This window comes from Vibrio sp. 1078-1 (genome assembly GCF_033340475.1).
The window spans coordinates 616,027-633,169 of sequence record NZ_JAWOWM010000002.1 but is presented as its reverse complement, the minus strand read 5'-3'; the positions used below and the strand labels follow the sequence as shown (position 1 = coordinate 633,169).

The 17,143-nt window shown below is 43.5% G+C and carries 18 protein-coding genes; 9 read left to right on the top strand and 9 right to left on the bottom strand.

Annotation, left to right across the window (positions count from 1 at the left end):
- Positions 1 to 24 precede the first annotated feature (24 nt).
- From R7190_RS06720 to R7190_RS06705, 4 genes are all read right to left on the bottom strand, one after another.
- On the bottom strand, positions 25 to 243 hold the full coding sequence (locus tag R7190_RS06720; RefSeq protein WP_005389537.1) for a hypothetical protein: 219 nt from the start codon (positions 241 to 243) through the stop codon (positions 25 to 27).
- 48 nt (positions 244 to 291) lie between these two features.
- Positions 292 to 672: a hypothetical protein gene (locus R7190_RS06715; RefSeq protein WP_053303078.1), complete on the bottom strand. Its 381-nt coding sequence runs from the start codon at positions 670 to 672 to the stop codon at positions 292 to 294.
- Positions 673 to 882: 210 nt separating this feature from the next.
- Positions 883 to 1,296 carry an NUDIX hydrolase gene (locus R7190_RS06710; protein ID WP_025766662.1) on the bottom strand — a complete coding sequence of 138 codons (414 nt, stop codon included), beginning with the start codon at positions 1,294 to 1,296 and terminating at the stop codon, positions 883 to 885.
- Between the two features lie 280 nt (positions 1,297 to 1,576).
- Positions 1,577 to 3,595 (bottom strand): methyl-accepting chemotaxis protein, encoded by a 2,019-nt coding sequence (locus tag R7190_RS06705; protein ID WP_186584266.1) that lies wholly within the window; start codon positions 3,593 to 3,595, stop codon positions 1,577 to 1,579.
- A gap of 134 nt (positions 3,596 to 3,729) precedes the next feature.
- Here R7190_RS06705 and R7190_RS06700 point away from each other — a divergent pair, with 134 nt between their 5' ends.
- Complete coding sequence (locus R7190_RS06700; RefSeq protein ID WP_186584267.1) at positions 3,730 to 4,224, top strand: NlpC/P60 family protein; 495 nt, start codon at positions 3,730 to 3,732, stop codon at positions 4,222 to 4,224.
- A gap of 45 nt (positions 4,225 to 4,269) precedes the next feature.
- On the opposite strand, the gene R7190_RS06695 is transcribed toward R7190_RS06700, so the two are convergent.
- The 3 genes from R7190_RS06695 to R7190_RS06685 all read right to left on the bottom strand — a co-directional run bounded on the left by R7190_RS06695 (position 4,270) and on the right by R7190_RS06685 (position 6,741).
- A complete protein-coding gene (locus R7190_RS06695; RefSeq protein WP_005377620.1) occupies positions 4,270 to 4,614 on the bottom strand; it encodes a DUF3802 family protein in 345 nt (114 codons plus the stop codon).
- A gap of 190 nt (positions 4,615 to 4,804) precedes the next feature.
- On the bottom strand, positions 4,805 to 5,767 hold the full coding sequence (locus R7190_RS06690; protein ID WP_025766666.1) for a GGDEF domain-containing protein: 963 nt from the start codon (positions 5,765 to 5,767) through the stop codon (positions 4,805 to 4,807).
- On the bottom strand, positions 5,767 to 6,741 hold the full coding sequence (locus tag R7190_RS06685; RefSeq protein WP_021033872.1) for a response regulator: 975 nt from the start codon (positions 6,739 to 6,741) through the stop codon (positions 5,767 to 5,769). Before R7190_RS06685 ends, R7190_RS06690 begins: the two co-directional genes overlap by 1 nt.
- A gap of 224 nt (positions 6,742 to 6,965) precedes the next feature.
- On the opposite strand from R7190_RS06685, the gene R7190_RS06680 reads away from it, so the two are divergent.
- Entirely contained in the window at positions 6,966 to 7,832 is an 867-nt protein-coding gene (locus tag R7190_RS06680) for a fructosamine kinase family protein (RefSeq protein WP_005377623.1), read from the top strand.
- 253 nt (positions 7,833 to 8,085) lie between these two features.
- Positions 8,086 to 8,280, top strand: a complete 195-nt coding sequence (locus tag R7190_RS06675; RefSeq protein ID WP_005377624.1) for a CPXCG motif-containing cysteine-rich protein — start codon at positions 8,086 to 8,088, stop codon at positions 8,278 to 8,280.
- Between the two features lie 75 nt (positions 8,281 to 8,355).
- Here R7190_RS06675 and R7190_RS06670 read toward each other — a convergent pair whose 3' ends face one another.
- On the bottom strand, positions 8,356 to 8,967 hold the full coding sequence (locus tag R7190_RS06670) for a riboflavin synthase (RefSeq protein WP_005377625.1): 612 nt from the start codon (positions 8,965 to 8,967) through the stop codon (positions 8,356 to 8,358).
- Between the two features lie 392 nt (positions 8,968 to 9,359).
- Between R7190_RS06670 and R7190_RS06665 the strand changes: the two genes are divergently transcribed.
- Together R7190_RS06665 and R7190_RS06660 are read left to right on the top strand one after the other, a co-directional pair.
- Positions 9,360 to 10,730, top strand: coding sequence for an MATE family efflux transporter (locus R7190_RS06665; protein WP_005377626.1), 1,371 nt, complete (start codon positions 9,360 to 9,362; stop codon positions 10,728 to 10,730).
- Positions 10,731 to 10,864: 134 nt separating this feature from the next.
- Positions 10,865 to 11,863 carry a DUF3080 domain-containing protein gene (locus R7190_RS06660; protein ID WP_047102254.1) on the top strand — a complete coding sequence of 333 codons (999 nt, stop codon included), beginning with the start codon at positions 10,865 to 10,867 and terminating at the stop codon, positions 11,861 to 11,863.
- Between the two features lie 15 nt (positions 11,864 to 11,878).
- Here the strand turns inward: R7190_RS06660 and R7190_RS06655 are convergent, their stop codons facing one another.
- A complete protein-coding gene (locus tag R7190_RS06655; RefSeq protein WP_017634928.1) occupies positions 11,879 to 12,724 on the bottom strand; it encodes a DNA ligase in 846 nt (281 codons plus the stop codon).
- Between the two features lie 419 nt (positions 12,725 to 13,143).
- On the opposite strand from R7190_RS06655, the gene R7190_RS06650 reads away from it, so the two are divergent.
- The 4 genes from R7190_RS06650 to R7190_RS06635 are packed head-to-tail and all read left to right on the top strand — an operon-like array spanning position 13,144 to position 17,142.
- Complete coding sequence (locus tag R7190_RS06650; RefSeq protein WP_017634929.1) at positions 13,144 to 13,464, top strand: STAS domain-containing protein; 321 nt, start codon at positions 13,144 to 13,146, stop codon at positions 13,462 to 13,464.
- Between the two features lie 26 nt (positions 13,465 to 13,490).
- Positions 13,491 to 14,357: an OmpA family protein gene (locus tag R7190_RS06645; RefSeq protein ID WP_065274524.1), complete on the top strand. Its 867-nt coding sequence runs from the start codon at positions 13,491 to 13,493 to the stop codon at positions 14,355 to 14,357.
- The gene (locus R7190_RS06640; protein WP_186584268.1) at positions 14,354 to 16,456 is read left to right on the top strand and encodes an SLBB domain-containing protein; all 2,103 of its coding nucleotides are present in this window, start codon (positions 14,354 to 14,356) and stop codon (positions 16,454 to 16,456) included. Before R7190_RS06645 ends, R7190_RS06640 begins: the two co-directional genes overlap by 4 nt.
- A complete protein-coding gene (locus R7190_RS06635; RefSeq protein ID WP_005377635.1) occupies positions 16,456 to 17,142 on the top strand; it encodes an AAA family ATPase in 687 nt (228 codons plus the stop codon). The genes R7190_RS06640 and R7190_RS06635 overlap by 1 nt, the downstream gene beginning before the upstream one ends.
- Position 17,143: the final 1 nt, after the last annotated feature.

Genomic DNA, 17,143 nt, shown 5'->3' with positions numbered 1-17,143 from the left:
ATCCTCATGATGTGTAAGAGCAGATTAGTTTTCTGCTAGCTGACGCTTTTTGTTTAGCTGAGTAATACCAACAAATAAACCAACAACACCAAGCACTGCACATGCCAAAGCATTGGTGTTCATTACTTGCTGTGCCTCTATTGAGCTGTATAGAAAAGCAAGGCTGAAGAAAGTGGTGGCAAAGCTCAAACCTGTCAGTACGCTGAAACCAGCAAAACTGGCCAAGTCTTTAAAATCGTTCATAACGAGTCCCTGTTTACAATCCTTAATCGAGTGTTGTGAAAATAATAATTAACGAAATATTTGGCGCGATTGACTATGTTTTCGCGCATTCCATAACCAGATAGATACCCCAAATGAGAACCCTAAAAACAGTGTCTTCATTTGTAGGGCGACGTTGTTATCTAATATTTCTAATGTATAGTGAGCGTGGGAACTAAAGATAACATTGGTTATAAGAATCAATAACATAACGACTATGCCAGAGCGGTGATGCTTGACCAATAGATACGCTGCTAATAAGTCCAATAGTCCCAAAGCGCTCCAATACATATTCAACCAGCGTGGCGCAAAATCGTAAGGTAAAAAGCCACCAACAATGTTGTCATAAAGATGAACCACTCCGCCAACTGTCATAAAAAGGCATAAGAGAAACAAGACGAATTTATCCATTACCGTTTCCTTATCTGAATGAATGAGCAAAGCATATAGAAGTCACTTAAACATTTGTAATCTCATCGCCATTTTTGAGATCGACAGTGCCATTATCAACACGATGAGAACAGTAACGGCTACTCTACCTTCTTTATTTGCTTCTAGTAGAAGCATAGTGTTTGCTTTGTCATTGTCCCAAATCCGCCAATGCAACGACAGAATCCTCCTTTAAATCACGCCTTGGTTTAGCAACTCTCGTACCTTTTCCAGCCCGCGCTGAAACACAGTATGTGCATTCGCGGGAAGGCCGCTCTCGACATCGTGCCAGAAGAACGCGAAATCATGTCCACCATCGTCTTGCGTATGAAACAGCCATGAATTAGCGAGATCAGCACACTCACACAAAACAAAATGCCATGCTTGATTTTGAAAGCCACTGTCCCATGAGCATAAATATCGTGCGGAACGAACATGTGTGATACCAGACTCCTCAGCGAGCTCCCGCTTGGCCGCTATGATGTAACTTTCATCAAACACTTCAACAGTACCCTTGACGAGCTGAACACCCGCCAACGGATGTTTAAAAAGTAGGATCTCTTGATTTTGATTACGTAGAACGACGGGGCAAACTTTATCGATCACAAAACCACTCCTTATGGTTCAAGCAAAAGGCTTTAGCTTTCTCTGGATATAAAGAAATCGAGTGAAGCTGCATGATTCGTTCCTTTGAATTCTGGCGACATTCTAGTCAACGAGTCCCTCGAACAAAGCATTAACATCACGTTGTGATAGCTAAACCCTTTAGAAATGAACGAGATGAGATGTAACTCACTCTTGCAATGCAAATAGGAGCCATTGAATGGGTAGCCGTAACAAAAAAGCAGAACCGAGGTTCTGCTTTTAGTCGGTGGAAACATCTCATTTACTTGGTCTGATGAAGCTCATACTTGTGCAGCATTGCTTGCTGGTGCCCGGCAATTTCCGCCACTTGCTCAGAACTCTCAACCATAGACTCAAGCTGCAGCTTTGTGCGTTCGCCAAGATCAGAAATATGCGTGATGGATTGAGATACATCTGCCGTCGCTCGTTCTTGTTCTTCTGTAGCAACTGAGATTTGCTCAACACGTTCTTGAATGTGCTTAACCGCGAGGTTGATATCAGAGAATGTCGATTTCACTTCATTACTGGACTTTAGCGCGTGGGTCATTTCTTCTCTTGAATCATTAACTGCTTGGCGCGAACGCTCTGCGGCAGTAATAAGCTCGCTCATCATTTCTCGGATGTTCGTAGTTTGTTGAGAGGTATCACTTGCAAGTTTGCGAACTTCATCAGCGACAACCGCAAATCCACGCCCTTGCTCACCAGCACGGGCAGCCTCTATTGCCGCGTTGAGAGCAAGCAAGTTGGTGTTGTCCGCGATCCCACTGATCATATCCACCATTTCACGAATCTGTTTAACACGCTGGTCTAGCTCTAACATTGACTGTTCATTTACATCCAAAGAGCTTTCTAATGACTCCAAACGTTCGCGGTTTTGTTCCACGACTTGAACCCCTTTTTCAGTGTGTTGGGTTGCAAGGAGCGAGTCCTGTGAAGATGCATTTGTCACCATTGCTATTTCACGAATAGAGGCTTCAAGCTGCGTTATGGTCGTGATCATACTAGACAACGCTTCATTTTGTGTTGCCAACCCATCACTTGTTTGTTCGGCTGCACTGTGACTTACTTCTGCCGTCTGATAAAGCGTTTCACAATTGCGCGTCACCGTTTGAATGGAGTCATGTGTGGAATCGATTACTTGATTCAACTTTCGTGCTACTTCTTTCAGCTCATAGGGGCCGACTTCTTCTGCCTTGTCACGAAAATCATGTTCGGTAAGTGCTGAAAGACGCGTTAGTACATTCCTTAACCCTCGGTTTGTCCATGACTTGAGACTAAACCAAGTAACCAGAATAATAAAAGAAATCACACACGCCGCAAACACGAGCACAACGCTCACCGATTCAATGGTCTCGTTGACCACCCGCTCTTTTTCATCGATCAACTGACCAGCGGTTTGGGAGATTTGATCAAGTAACCGCATGGTTTCATCCGCAAGCATCGAAGCCTGTTTAAACTCTGAACGTTGCAATTCCCCTTGTTCTAGTTTGGCGAGGATCAAACGCAGCACGCCCTTTTCACTAAAGCCTTGTTTCACCATCTCATATGGTGCGGTTAAGCTTGCATATTCACTTACTTCAGGATGGAAAGATTGGAAGTCTTCATAGGCGAGTTTAATACCTGCTATGCGATTTCGCATTTCTCGGTATTCTTTTTCGGCTTTGTTTAATTCTGAGTGCATCATCATGACTAAGAACGTACTTTCCATTGAGCTTGCAGAAGCAATGAAACGGTTAGCGGCATCGCTCGACTCAGGATTATCAGCACTAAGGAACGAACTGATTCGATTCATTTCCGGGCCGATAGAGCTAAGCCCATAGCGAAACCCACCTACAGCGGCATCAATATCCATTTGAATTTGTATCACCGAAGATTGCTTCAACAAAATGGACTGCGTGATGTTATGTAAACGCGCTAGTTTGGTGTCTAACTCCTCCGAGAGTTGCTGAGCTACACCAGACGCTTCCACAACCAAAGTTGTGCTTTGAGTTGCAAGAGAGTCGATTTGCTCTTTTATGAGAGGCAACTCTTTCGGCTCAGTAATCTGCATACCATGGTTGAGTAGCTTAACCATCTCCAATACATTCCTGGTTAACTTTGCGTTTGCCATCGCGATTGGTAATGCTTTTTGCGACAAGTCTTCAAATTGTTCCCCTACCTGTTCCATTCCTTTGAAACTTGAGACAGAAAGGGCTATAACAAGAACAATGATAGTTAAAAATGTTGCACTGACAGCCTGAATCAGTGAAAGTGATGTGCGTGAGCGTTTTCGCTTTGCCATAATCAATTTTTATTCTTTCTTAAGGTTGAATCGGTTCTGCAGTGATTCCGTCACATTTGTGAGACAAAACCGTGATTTGCAGCCCATACTATGGATTGGTTATGACACTAATATTTCAGTTGTGAGTCATAGAGATGACAGGTGGTGATTTGCGTCGAGTATATTTTCCTTTGATAATCAGTGTGCTACTAAGCGCCTGCTCTTCTGGGCCTGAGCCTAGTGAGCAAGCACAGGTGACAACACCTACAAATCAGCTATTGTCGGACAACCCTGACTTGTTCGACTTTTACTCAGAGTGGCACGGCACGCCTTATCGCTTAGGCGGGACACAGAAATCTGGAATTGATTGCTCAGCATTTGTACAAAAAGCGTTTATTGAGGCTTATCAGCTCTCGTTACCAAGGACAACGAAGCAGCAATCAAAGCAAGGTGTGGAGTTAAGTTGGACGGATGCCAAGCAAGGGGATCTAGTGTTTTTTAAAACAAGACGTACAACTTATCATGTCGGAATTTACTTGGGTAACAAGCAGTTCATGCATGCATCGACGTCTAGAGGTGTGATTATTTCAAGAATCGACAACCCATACTGGGCATCTAAGTTTTGGCAAATAAGAAGAGTTACAATGTAACTCCTCTCACTCTTTAACCGGACATTGCTGTAAGTTAAAACAATATCAGTCGTAAGTCGCAACAGCATTATCGAACAGATTTTTGACCAGAGCGATGTATTCATCAAGGAACGTGATCTGTTCATTGGTCGCTTTTTTATGCCATACCCCAGCCAATATCTCACCAAGATCTTCAACAACTGCATCAGCCTCTTTCAATAATTTGAAGCGTACGCTCGAGTGAAGTTCTGGATTTTGCTCAAAAATCGCCATGATGTTTGAAGCCACCATATCGGTGACAACATCTTCGATGCTTTCGGATCCAGTGTCGCCAATTTCGGTCGTAAAAATATCTAGATTTAGAGACAAGTGCTCGATAAGAGCGAGATATCCATCGGTTTCTAAAACCACTGTTTTTCTCCGTTTATTGCAAGCCTTCGAAGCTGAAAGCAGAATAGTTTCAATAGTAAGACATGCCGAGAAAATTTCATTAACTTATTTCATATTAACAAACATTCACGAACCAACTGGATGATTTTCAAACAATTGAGCTTTGCTTCACTGAATTCGGATACAGGGTTTCTTCAAACCTTTTTATATTTCAGTCATTTTCATGCAAACAGGTTTGGTTACGACCATTTTCTTTTGCACGATACAGCGCAGCATCGGCACTCTTTAACCATTGAGTGTGAGTTTCAAAATAAGGCTTATACTCGCAAACACCAATACTTATCGTGTAATTAATCAAAAAATCTTCCACTTTCACGATCTCTTGCTCAATTCTTTTGCGCAAACGCTCTGCGAAATAGCAAGCTTGCTCCTGGTTTGTGTGAGGAAGTAGTACGGTAAACTCTTCACCACCAAAACGACCGCAGATGTCACTGCTCCTTGCTGTTTTTCTCAACAAGGCAGAGGTTCGACGAATGACTTCGTCCCCTGTCGGGTGACCATAAGTATCATTCACCTTCTTAAAGTGGTCGATATCGAATATTACTAATGAGCATGGTCCGTCGATAACTTTTAAGTGAGCAAACTCATCTTTCAATGATTGCTCCCAATAAGCGCGATTAAATAAACCTGTTAAACCATCTTTGCGACTGATTTCCGACAAATGTTGATTTGTTTCTTTCAAATGAATGCGATTTCTCGCAGTTTCAGAAACATCATTGACTTGAATCGCTATGTGGCTGACCTCTCCTGAAAGCCCAATTAACGGCGTGATCACGATATCTTGATACATAAAATCACTGCTGTTTGAAACCGGAGAAAAATTGTTGAACTTAAAAAGGTACGGTCGGTTTTCCCAGCTAGAAAAAGAACGAGTTTCCAGATCGGCGGCAGCTTTTATCTTGGTTTCTAGCCAAGTTCTTGGCAGCTCTTCAAAATGCTCAAATAAACATTCACCAAGAATTTCTTGTGATAGAACGCCACTGTATGACTGCATAAAACTGTTCCACACACACACTTTATACTCTTGATCCAAAACAATAAGCCCTGAATCCATCGTATCGAGAATTTGTGTGACCCAATGAAAGTCTGCTATGTCCAGCGTGATATCGGACATTAGATTAGCTCCATGATTTCATAGATTATTTCTACGGATGGCTTATCAATTAAAAACAGTACCTCGCACTCGAAATCGAGCGCTTCTGCCATGTAGGTGTATTCGATAGTAAAGAGCTCACCCAACTCGCCTTGCTCTTCACAATAAGGTGTTAAGGTATCCACAATGCCTGGCTGACGAAGTGAGAACTGCTTGTCGAGTTGATCGCCCAATGATGTGAGAAATGACGAGACCAGTAGGTTAGAGATATTCAAGATGATTTCATTATGAGGCGTAAACTCAAGGAGGTAACCTAATTTTTCCCCAATCTGATTGATATCCCTACCACGTAAGCACACCAGTGCCTCTCCGTGAATACCACCACCGACAAACCTCTGCGCTACCGCAACGGAACTGTCACGCCCAACCACATCAACCAGTGTCATATGAAGCTCGCCGTAGGACAACGGTCCAACATGAGGAACAGGAAGTTGGATGAACTCATGTAAATGGTCAGCCATAATCGCAGCCCCTTTACCAAGGGCAATGTTCGCAATTTCACGGAATTTGGCTAGTAAGGAAAGCTCTTCGCAACCCTGGTTTTTAGAATCAACCGAATGACTAGGTTTGAACGCATAATGCAGCCCTAATTGTTCGTATAGTGGGAGCACCTGCTCTTCTGTCAGAGGCTTAGCGATAAAAGCTTGAGCACCAAGATCGAGACAGCGCTGTTTTGCCTCTTGTTGAACATCTCCAGAAATAATGACGATTTTGGTCGGGTACTGACTAACAGGTAATGATTCGAGGACCTCAAAACCATCCATTATGGGCATCGTTAAATCGAGAAACAAAATATCGATATTTTGCTCAGCAAGAATATTAAGCGCCTCATAACCATCTTGCGCTTCAATAAGATGCAATGATGTATCTTGTACGATAGAACGCGCAATAAGCTTTCTTGCAACAGCTGAGTCATCACATATCAGTATTTTCATGCCACCAATGGAACTAACGTCAAAAAAATCATAATACCTGTTGTAAACGTCCATCTCCATATGCTAAGCCAACAAATCAGAGGCTTATAAGCGATTTGATTCACATTTATACAAATTGACTACACTAAGAGGAAGGTTTCTTTACTAAGTATGCTCAACATAGCGCCAACTCCCTGCTATTTATCCTAAACTATTGGTGGTCAAATAGATTCGCGAGGTTTTGTATGTGGCAAGCAATATCGCAACAGCTTTCTGATACTTTATTGTTCGATTACCAGATCACGGAAAAAGTAAGGCTGTCTGGTGGGGATATCAGTGAAAGCTACATGATCAATGATGGCGAGCAACGTTATTTTGTGAAAATTAACGATCGCGAGTTTTTGTCGAAATTTGAGGTAGAAGCTGAAAGCCTGCATCTTTTGCGTGAAACATCCACCCTATTTGTACCTGAGGTGGTATTGGTTGGTAAAACCAAAAATGCCTCATTCTTAATTCTTAACTACCTTCCAACGAAACCATTAGAAGATGGTCCCAACAGCTTTAAATTTGGGCAGCAATTAGCTCACCTACACCAGTGGGGCGAGCAAAAAGAGTTTGGTTTTGATACCGACAACTATCTCGGTTCGACTCTACAGCCCAACAAATGGCACAAGAAATGGTGTGTATTCTTTGCTGAGCAACGTATAGGATGGCAATTACAGCTCCTTAAAGAAAAAGGCGTCACCTTGGTTGATATCGATGACTTTATCGATGTCGTAAAACAGCGGCTAGCAAACCATGCTCCGGAACCTTCTTTGTTGCATGGCGATTTATGGAATGGAAATGCGGCACTCACTGCATTCGGTCCTATCTGTTACGATCCTGCGTGCTATTGGGGGGACAGGGAGTGTGATATTGCGATGACGGAGCTTTTTGGTGGATTTCAACCAGAATTTTATCAAGGCTACGAATCGGTTATGCCACTTTCTTCAAGCTATGAAGAGCGTAAAGATATCTATAACCTTTACCATGTTCTCAACCATTGTAATTTGTTTGGCGGCCATTACTTGGAACAGGCTCAACTGGTTATTAATAAAATCATTTCTTATTAATTTGGAAGCCACTGCATATTTCAATATGTAAAATCTCGAGGCACATCACTACAGAAGATCACCCTAAGCTCAAGGTTGAGTTTGGGGTCAAGTTTTGTACTTATTTCGACTCAATTAGCAACAACTCGACCTAATATCAAAGGAGACTTAACTTTGGATTGTGCCTATTTTCCTTGTAGGCAAAGTAAGTAAAGGGCTGTACTTCCTTGATGAATAGTGTGTTTAAAAGCCCTGCGAGATTAGGAGTTGTTGTATGAAAAATTATACCGAAAGGTATGTAAAGTGCCCGCATTGCGGACACTCTATCGGCATTACATTGGATGCAAGTAATGGTGACCAAGAGTTTTATGATGATTGCCCAGCTTGTTGCCACGCTATCCACCTAAATATGCGAGTGGATGAGTTACAAGATAAGGTCGAACTAATTATCGATGACAATTACGAATAACAGCTCGAGCATGTGAACATCAGAAATATAAAAACGCTTAAATGAAAAAGGAGCATTAGGCTCCTTTTTCTCATTCTAAAGCTGTTTTGCTGCAAGAACGCGCTCAACAGTATCAACAATTGCTTGAGTCTGAGGATCAAACTCAATATTAACACGCTCCCCTACTTGTCTCACTCCGAAAAGCGTTCGCTGCAAGGTTTCTGGAATTAGGTGTACCGAAAAACGACACGCTTCAACTTCACCAATAGTTAGCGAGCAGCCATCTAAACCAATGTAACCTTTCGCTAATACATATTTCATTGATTCTTGCGGCAGTTGAAACCAAATCGTGCGGTTATTGGGCGTATCGATGATATCGACAATATCTGCCGTCAAACTAATATGACCAGACATGCTATGCCCGCCTATTTCGTCACCAAACTTAGCCGCGCGCTCAATGTTTACGCTATCCCCTTCCACCAGCCGACCTAAATTAGTAAGAGCCAATGTCGCTTGCATTAAATCAAAACTGATAAGGTTGCCTTCGATCTTAGTCACAGTTAGACAACATCCGTTGTGTGCAACGGATGCACCAATTTCTAACCCTTTACAAAGTTCATCGCTTAACTCGACAACGTGCGTTTGAAAGCGTTCTTTTTTATCAATTTTAACGACCTTCGCCGTACCCTGAACTATTCCTGTAAACATTTCTTTTTACCTATTGATTTCATACCAACTGTAGTTGAAGACTAAGCCTTAAACACTGCGCTACGGGCCGGAAATAAAGACCGCAGACGATAAAGCAACGGCTTAATGAACACTGGTCTGCTCTCATGCATGTTTCAACATTACCATGATTCGCTGCTGTTCTCAGTAAAAGCGTATCCTTAGCGTGGAGAGCGTCCAGTCAGTGTTATCGACTATTCACTACCTAGCTATGGAATATAAACATACAATTGTTTATCATTTGCGCGGAGTTTCTCCGAGGCATTTTTTCACCTTATCGTGACTAAAATCAACCATCAGATCCGTTCACCACATCTTTTGCCCTCGAGTACTCTCATTCTTTCAACTTATTGTTCCGCTCTGGAGTATTTTTCGTGCATCGCTATAAAGAAGAAGCATCAAGTCTTATCAAATTGGCGACCCCGGTATTGATCGCATCTGTCGCTCAAACTGGTATGGGGTTTGTTGATACCGTAATGGCTGGCGGCGTTAGCGCCACCGACATGGCTGCGGTTTCTGTCGCTTCAAGTATTTGGCTACCATCCATTTTGTTTGGGGTGGGTTTATTAATGGCATTGGTCCCTGTTGTCGCACAGTTAAATGGCTCTGGTCGTCGAGTGAAAATCCCGTTTGAAATTCAGCAAGGCGTCGTTTTGGCATTGCTGATCAGTGTGCCGATAATTGCAGTCCTGCTTCAAACCCAGTTTATTCTCGGGCTGATGGATGTTGAAGCACTGATGGCTGAAAAAACGGTGGGATACATTCATGCCGTTATATTAGCAGTACCCGCTTTTTTACTTTTCCAAACGCTTAGAAGCTTTACGGATGGTATGTCATTGACGAAACCGGCAATGGTTATTGGCTTTATCGGTTTGCTGCTCAACATTCCTCTAAACTGGATTTTCGTGTACGGCAAGTTTGGTGCACCTGAATTAGGCGGTGTTGGCTGTGGTGTCGCAACCACGATTGTTTACTGGGTCATGTTTGCCATGCTATTGCTGTATGTGATGACATCAGAGCGATTGAAAAGCATCAACCTATTTGGAGAATGGCATCGCCCACAATGGAAAGCGCAAGTTCGTCTATTCAAGCTCGGCTTTCCTGTTGCAGCAGCGCTGTTTTTTGAAGTGACACTGTTTGCTGTTGTTGCACTGCTCGTTTCACCACTGGGTCCTATCATTGTGGCAGCGCATCAAGTCGCGATTAACTTCTCCTCGTTGGTATTTATGCTACCAATGAGTATTGGTGCAGCAGTAAGCATTCGTGTCGGCCATCGACTTGGTGAAGAAAACGTAGATGGCGCGCGCGTAGCGTCACGAGTCGGCATTATGGTTGGTCTAGCTTTGTCCGTTCTCACAGCGATTTTAACCGTCTTGTCTCGTGAGTGGATCGCCGAGCTTTACACTAGCAACCCAGAGGTAATCACTCTAGCGATGCACCTGCTCGTGTTTGCCGCTGTTTATCAATGTACGGATGCGGTTCAAGTGATCGCAGCTGGTGCATTACGCGGCTATAAAGACATGCGAGCTATCTTCAACCGTACTTTTATTGCTTATTGGATTCTTGGGCTGCCAATTGGTTACGTCCTTGGCCGTACAGACTGGATTGTCGAGCCAATGGGAGCACAAGGCTTCTGGCTTGGTTTTATCATCGGCCTATCTTCAGCGGCCTTTATGTTAGGCGTCAGAATGCGTTGGATGCATCGCCAAGAGCCAGAAGTGCAATTGAACTTTTCAGTTCAATAAAAAGTAAAAAAAGCCAGCATCCGCTGGCTTTTTTGATCGAATAATCACACGGTTGAGTATACTTATAACAAGATTACAAAGCGGTTGATTTTGCTCTCTAGACAACGGATACGAAGTTAGAAAAAAGGATATTTGTGCGGTCTATTTTATTGTTCTTAATCTTGATTCTTAATGGTTGTGATAACTGGTTCAATCCAGAGAACGCCATGTTTGATAAGTATCATCAACGTGTAGCCAATGTATTGGACGTTCCTGCTATTCCAATAACACTACAGTCTACGGTAACGATTCCTGCGAAACGCGTTTTGTTCGAGCCATTGCCAAGGCTATCTATTGGCCTGCTAGAGAGCTATCAATTACGACAGTGCGGACTCTTTAATTTACTTGCCGAGAAAAACTCACAACTTGGCAAGGTGCAGGATGCCTTTCATGATTTTGATTATCAAACTGCCCTTTTAAGAGTCATGAATCGATGTTTATCCGAATTTCCACTTAGCGATGAAGAACGCGCGACATTGGCAGAGCTTTACGCAACCAAGTGGCAACATTTAGACATTCATCTCGACAACTTACTACTCGTAAGTGACGCCATGCAAAAGCAACTAACTGCCTCTGATTGGCTATCTCAAAATACGACGAATGATATTGCACGCATTAACGATGTCTATCGTATTTTCAGCGAAATGTATGATTTACCCCACCGCGCCGTCTCACGTCTACCCGATGTAGAAGTTACGCAATATCAAGAAGAGTTAGAGAAATCTCGTTTACTCGGACGACTTTACTATTCAATGGTAAATACATCCCTTTGGTTAAAAGCGACAACTCAGCTACTTGAGCAGAACCAGAGCAATGTATTGTGCGGGCCGAACAGAGACACCACTCAGTTCCGCTACTTAAGAAATGTCTTTCAATCCATTTACGTTGAAGAAGTGCAACCTTATTTGGCTTATTTAGACAGTACCTATCAACAACTTAATGATGGTGCCACTTTGGTGGAGAACCGTATGCAACTCCATGGTCACCAGTATGGCATAATTGAGGCACATAGGACATTTAGGCAAGAAACCCTAAACCACGTTCAGTTTTGGCAGGGTCTCTTCAAACGATGTGGCGTAACCGTTGGCAACTAGTAAGTGCAGAGCGTTCTATTCCTTCAACCTTTCACGCAAGAATCGAGCAAAACGCGGTTTACCAGTATGTGTAAAACCGTTATATCTAAATGTAATGGTTGAACCAATTTTCGGAGGCTGGCGACGCACTTCATCGGTAAATCCGCTACCGATGTAAAACTCAATGCCATTTGGTAAGCGAACTAACATTGCTCCCATCATACCTAATAAGCGCCCTGTTCCTGGCTTATAACCCACAACTAACGCTTCATCATCTGCGTATCGTTTTAGTTTAAGCAAATCACTACCGCGTCCAGCCTGATAGCGGCTTGATACCTTCCGCAACATCACCCCTTCACCGTCGGATATTGAAATTTTATCCAACTGTGTAAACAGATGAGCTTCATTTTGAATCGCTCGGTGCTCGACATATTTGATATGAGGCTGGTCGACTTCAAGCACTAAATCTTTGATGTTGTAATAACGCTTCCGATAATCACCAGCGGAATATGGCATATCAAAGATCATAAAGTCGATGTGTCGCCAAGCAGACTCTACAGGAGTTTTATCTAATACCGTTTGCTGAACAAGATGGAAGTTACCTCTCCCAGCCCAAAGTTCACCGTCCAACGGATAATCAGGCAAAGGTCCTGTAAACCAGTCTGGGGCGTAGATTCGATTACCATTTCTCGTCACGAGATGTTGCCCAGTCCAATAAGCGCGAACACCATCAAGTTTTTCGCTATACCAATATTCAGACACATCAATGCCATCCTGATAGCTTTGTGCAAGAGAAACTGGTGGTGCGAGAGACGTATCCGCTTGAGGCTGTGAAGACGCAGCCATAACAGCCAACGCAATTAATGTCATTTTTAATGGCATAAGAAGACCTTGTACAAAAAATCGCCTTTATTGAAACGTAAGTCCTCTCGATGACCTATTTATTACTAGTTATTCTTCGACTCATAACAATCAACATTAGTAATAATTTGCAAAGGTAATCATAAACTTTATGACAGGTTTTGCATTTAGTCGTTACACGTTATTCACGTAAGGCGGATGGTTCGTCAATCGAGGTGGAATCTAATTATGATGCCCCCGCTCTAACGACTTCTTTCGGCTCAACACCTCTTATAAGCAAACCATTTCTGTGTGCGTTTTTGATTCTCAATTTGAGAATCAGTCCTTTCTCAAATTGAACAATATCATTAACAATATTTAACTATTTGATTTTTAATTAATTTCAAATTGGCACGTTACCTGCTCTATATCCAATTAGAAAAACAAACGGAGACAGAGTCATGGAATTACGCAAACTAGAAATCAATCAAGACAAGTTAGCCATTGAGTTTTTTGGTGACTTAGACGCAAGTGGCTGTCGACAAGCACAACATCACATTGATGAAGTAATTCACAACAATCATCACAAAGAAGTCGAAATTAACCTACAGCACGTCCAATTTCTTGATTCTTCAGGGATTGGTGCCATTGTTTACTTATATAAGCGTCTAGTTGAACGTGAAAGAAGCATGAGTATTGAAAACGTATCAGGCCAACCTTTAGAAATCATGAGCTTGCTTCGTATCAACCATGCCATTCCCGTTAACTCAAAAGGACACTAAAAATACCGGTTTAAACGGAGGTTGGCATGGTAAATCTTATACGACGATATGCAGTAAGCGGTCTTGTTGTCGGCATGTTTGGTTGTTCGTCGTTTGACTACCCAGAACACGGGAAAGGTGGCTTGGCGGAAAGCTATCAAGATATCTCGATCGAGAATTATCAGTTTTCCCCAGTGATGCCTGACGAGCCTTTAGGTCCAGAACATGGGTTAAGGTTTGATTGGCAACTGACCAAGTTACATCTAGACGCACTAATCCAAGAGGGCGCGCGCTGGTGTTTTCCTGCGGCAGTTGTTCAGGCCCTTGAAAAACAAAATAGAATTGCGCGCGAGTTAGAAGGTGGGCTTTTACTCGACGCTGCCAACGACCTTGTGATTCAGCGTCGACGCTTAAACCAGCTCGAACAACAACTCGACTACGTACTGAGCCAAACCACTTGCACACCGCCCGATGATATTGAAGCTCTACGTAGCGACCTAAACATAGTCTCGGATATCTATGCACTACTTAATATCGACAACCAGTTTGCTGTCGATTCAGCAGAAATCAACCCGAAGTACATGGGACATTTGGCAGAAGCAGCCTACATTTTACGTGACCACCCCAACCTATCTCTTGTAGTAACGGGGCATGCGGATGCAACTGGAACACCCGATTACAACCAGAAACTTGCTCAAGCGCGTGCGGAACAAGTAAAGCGTTACCTAACCGTATTTGGTATCACTTCAGAGAGAGTCACTACCAAATCTGTCGGAGATAACCTGCCACTCTATGAAGGTGAAACATCCGCCGTGCGTTTAACTAATCGTCGAGTAAGCATCGAGGTTATTAGCCCTAATTCAGATAGCGATAGCTCAATAAACCGCAACCCAACGGCAGGAGGCGCGCTATGAACACGATGAAACCATTTATCCTCTTAATGTTGTTGTGTCTGGTCGCGTGGGTACCTTCTTCCATAGCGGATGAGAGCAATACTGTTAAGGTCGGTGATTTAATACAGATTAACTTACCTGGAGAGGCGTCGTTAAACCAAGGGTTTCAGGTTGATCGTCGTGGACGAATTAATTTACCAGAAGTCGGCCCTGTATTAGTGGCCGGCTACAATGAAAAACAACTCCAAGACGTGATTATCGACAGGCTAAAGACCGTGTATCGTGACGTTAACAACGCTCGAGTTTTTATTAAACAGCAACAGTTGTTAGTGTCCGTTCAAGGCTACGTGGTCAAACCCGGTGAATATACCTTACCTTCTGGGTCCAACATTCAAATGTTTGTGTACGAAGCTGGCGGCCTGCGCGCTGGGGCTCAGCTTGATAAAATGATCGTGAAACGTGGAAATAAAAACATTGAATTTGACTACAAACGCTTCCTTGATACGGGTGACAATAGCCAACTGCCAAAACTAGAATCACTGGATGTCTTATTTGTCCCCGCTTCCCCACTCGTAGGGAATATTGAGCAAGAGTTTGATGCAGCAAAACTCGCGAATTCAGGTGACAGCGCAGATTCCGCTCGTGCAATCAAAGTCTTTGGTGAAGTCAACGCACCTGGCTCGTTCTCATACAAGCCAAACACCACGCTAGTTGATGTCGTAATGCGAGCTGGCGGCGTGACACGATATGCCAGTGTTGAGCAAATTCGCGTGATAACAAACAATAACCCAACCATGTTTAACCTGAAAAAGTACCTTGATACTGGAGACCAAAGCCTACTGCCAGAGATCCTGCCAGGTGCCACCATCTTTGTCCCAAAACAGGAAGAAGAAATCAAAGCAGGTGCAAATGTGGTTTACGTGATGGGTGAAGTCGCCCATCCTGGGGCATACGAAGGCAAGCAAGGCGCTAGCTTCATGGATATCCTCGCCAACGCTGGCGGGCCCACTCGCTACGCAGAATCTCGCCAAATTCGCGTTATAAAAGCCGATGGCAAAGTCATCAAATTCGATCTTACCGCGCATACAGAAGGACTATCTTCAGCCAGACCACCAAATGTTGGACCAGGAGATGCGATTTTCGTGCCGGAGAAAACCGATTTCAATGAGAAGTCTTGGTTAAAAGTAGCACCTAGTCGAGCGGTCGCAGTGATGGGAGAAGTTGTTCGCCCTGGACGCATCGAGTGGTCAGACGAAATGGATTTGATTGATCTGCTTGCACACGTTGGTGGCCCAACTCGACGAGCTGATACCACCAAAATTGAAGTCGCCAATAACGGTCAAATGACACAATTTGACTTAGACCAATACATTCTGGATGGCTCACCAACATCAAGCCTACCTCGAGTTTCCGCTGGTACAGTCGTAAGGGTACATGCATTGCCTGACGACCCATCCGATAATAAGTCGCAATGGGTAAGCCAAAGCTCTGACGCATCGATATACGTTTTCGGGCAAATCAATGCACCTGGGCGCTATCGTTTCACCGAAGATATGCATTTTCTGGATATTTTGTCTGCCGCCGATGGACCGACAATGGATGCAGATATTCACAACATTCGTGTCACACACCGAGGCCTAGGTTATGCCAAAGTGAGTAAATTGAATTTATCGATGTACTTTGAAACAGGCGATGAGTCAATTCTGCCCCACGTTCGTCCTGGTGATACCATTTACATTCCAGAAAAAAACAAAAACTGGTTAGATCGTTCAAAAGAATCCACGGTACGCGTATTAGGTGAAGTAAGAGACCCGGGGCGGTACGTATTCAATGACAACATGACTGTGCTTGATCTCTTAGCGGAAGCAGGAGGACCAACTGATAATGCCTACCTTGAAAAGATCAGTGTGGTCAATATGTCTTGCTGCCAGGGCCAAGCCCGAACATTTGATTTGGTGAACTTTAGTAAAACAGCCAACATTTATGAACTGCCAGTCATTCGCGCAGGCGACACGATTTACATTCCCCATAAAGACGAAAGCTTTGTTGAAAAAGCGAGGGCCGGATTAAGAGATATTTTACAAATCACCACAACCATCGTGTTAATAGGAGCGTTGTAATGACTATTCCTGCAACTCACGCTGAGATTGAGCAAATTTATCTTCAGAGTGAACAGAAAGGCCACAAAACGATTTGTGTTGTGGGTTGTAAATCTGAAGATGGTGTCACTTCCGTGGCGTCATCTCTTGCAGAGCGCTTGGTTTTAGCAGGCCACAATACTTTGTATGTAGACCTTAACTTATTCAAACCCGCTTATCACACTGTTCACGAATTTGATGATGACGAGAAGGTTGGCCATTTGATCACACGAGAGAATACACATCAAACTTTAGTCGGCCTCCCTGCTCCGTCTCTCGCCAGCACTCAGTTAGCGTACCGAGACCCAACAACGCTGAAACAAAACATTGCGCAATGGTTAACGCAGTACGAGCGCGTCGTGATAGATACATCGCCACTTCTTAGTGTCAACCGAAGCAATATTGCGCCTCAAGTGATTGCTGGCGTATGTGATGCTACTTTGTTAGTAGCGCATTATGGCTCTACGACTGCAACCCAGCTCGAGCAAGCCAAAAAGCTACTCGATGCTAGCGATGCGAACTTGATTGGTTCTGTACTGAACATGAAGCACACTCCAAGCCTGAAAGATGAGTTAATCCGCCAAGTTTCCAAGCTGCGTTTCTTACCAAAAAAGTGGAAAGAAAAACTGTCTCAGCAAATTAAAAAAAGCGAACTGTTTATGTTATAGG

Excerpts from the sequence above, each read along its gene's own strand:
- R7190_RS06720 (WP_005389537.1), bottom strand. The coding sequence starts at position 243 with ATGAACGATTTTAAAGACTTGGCCAGTTTTGCTGGTTTCAGCGTACTG.
- R7190_RS06715 (WP_053303078.1), bottom strand. The coding sequence starts at position 672 with ATGGATAAATTCGTCTTGTTTCTCTTATGCCTTTTTATGACAGTTGGC.
- R7190_RS06705 (WP_186584266.1), bottom strand. The coding sequence starts at position 3,595 with ATGGCAAAGCGAAAACGCTCACGCACATCACTTTCACTGATTCAGGCT.
- R7190_RS06700 (WP_186584267.1), top strand. The coding sequence starts at position 3,730 with ATGACAGGTGGTGATTTGCGTCGAGTATATTTTCCTTTGATAATCAGT.
- R7190_RS06690 (WP_025766666.1), bottom strand. The coding sequence starts at position 5,767 with ATGTCCGATATCACGCTGGACATAGCAGACTTTCATTGGGTCACACAA.
- R7190_RS06685 (WP_021033872.1), bottom strand. The coding sequence starts at position 6,741 with ATGAAAATACTGATATGTGATGACTCAGCTGTTGCAAGAAAGCTTATT.
- R7190_RS06680 (WP_005377623.1), top strand. The coding sequence starts at position 6,966 with ATGTGGCAAGCAATATCGCAACAGCTTTCTGATACTTTATTGTTCGAT.
- R7190_RS06675 (WP_005377624.1), top strand. The coding sequence starts at position 8,086 with ATGAAAAATTATACCGAAAGGTATGTAAAGTGCCCGCATTGCGGACAC.
- R7190_RS06670 (WP_005377625.1), bottom strand. The coding sequence starts at position 8,967 with ATGTTTACAGGAATAGTTCAGGGTACGGCGAAGGTCGTTAAAATTGAT.
- R7190_RS06655 (WP_017634928.1), bottom strand. The coding sequence starts at position 12,724 with ATGCCATTAAAAATGACATTAATTGCGTTGGCTGTTATGGCTGCGTCT.
- R7190_RS06650 (WP_017634929.1), top strand. The coding sequence starts at position 13,144 with ATGGAATTACGCAAACTAGAAATCAATCAAGACAAGTTAGCCATTGAG.
- R7190_RS06645 (WP_065274524.1), top strand. The coding sequence starts at position 13,491 with ATGGTAAATCTTATACGACGATATGCAGTAAGCGGTCTTGTTGTCGGC.
- R7190_RS06640 (WP_186584268.1), top strand. The coding sequence starts at position 14,354 with ATGAACACGATGAAACCATTTATCCTCTTAATGTTGTTGTGTCTGGTC.
- R7190_RS06635 (WP_005377635.1), top strand. The coding sequence starts at position 16,456 with ATGACTATTCCTGCAACTCACGCTGAGATTGAGCAAATTTATCTTCAG.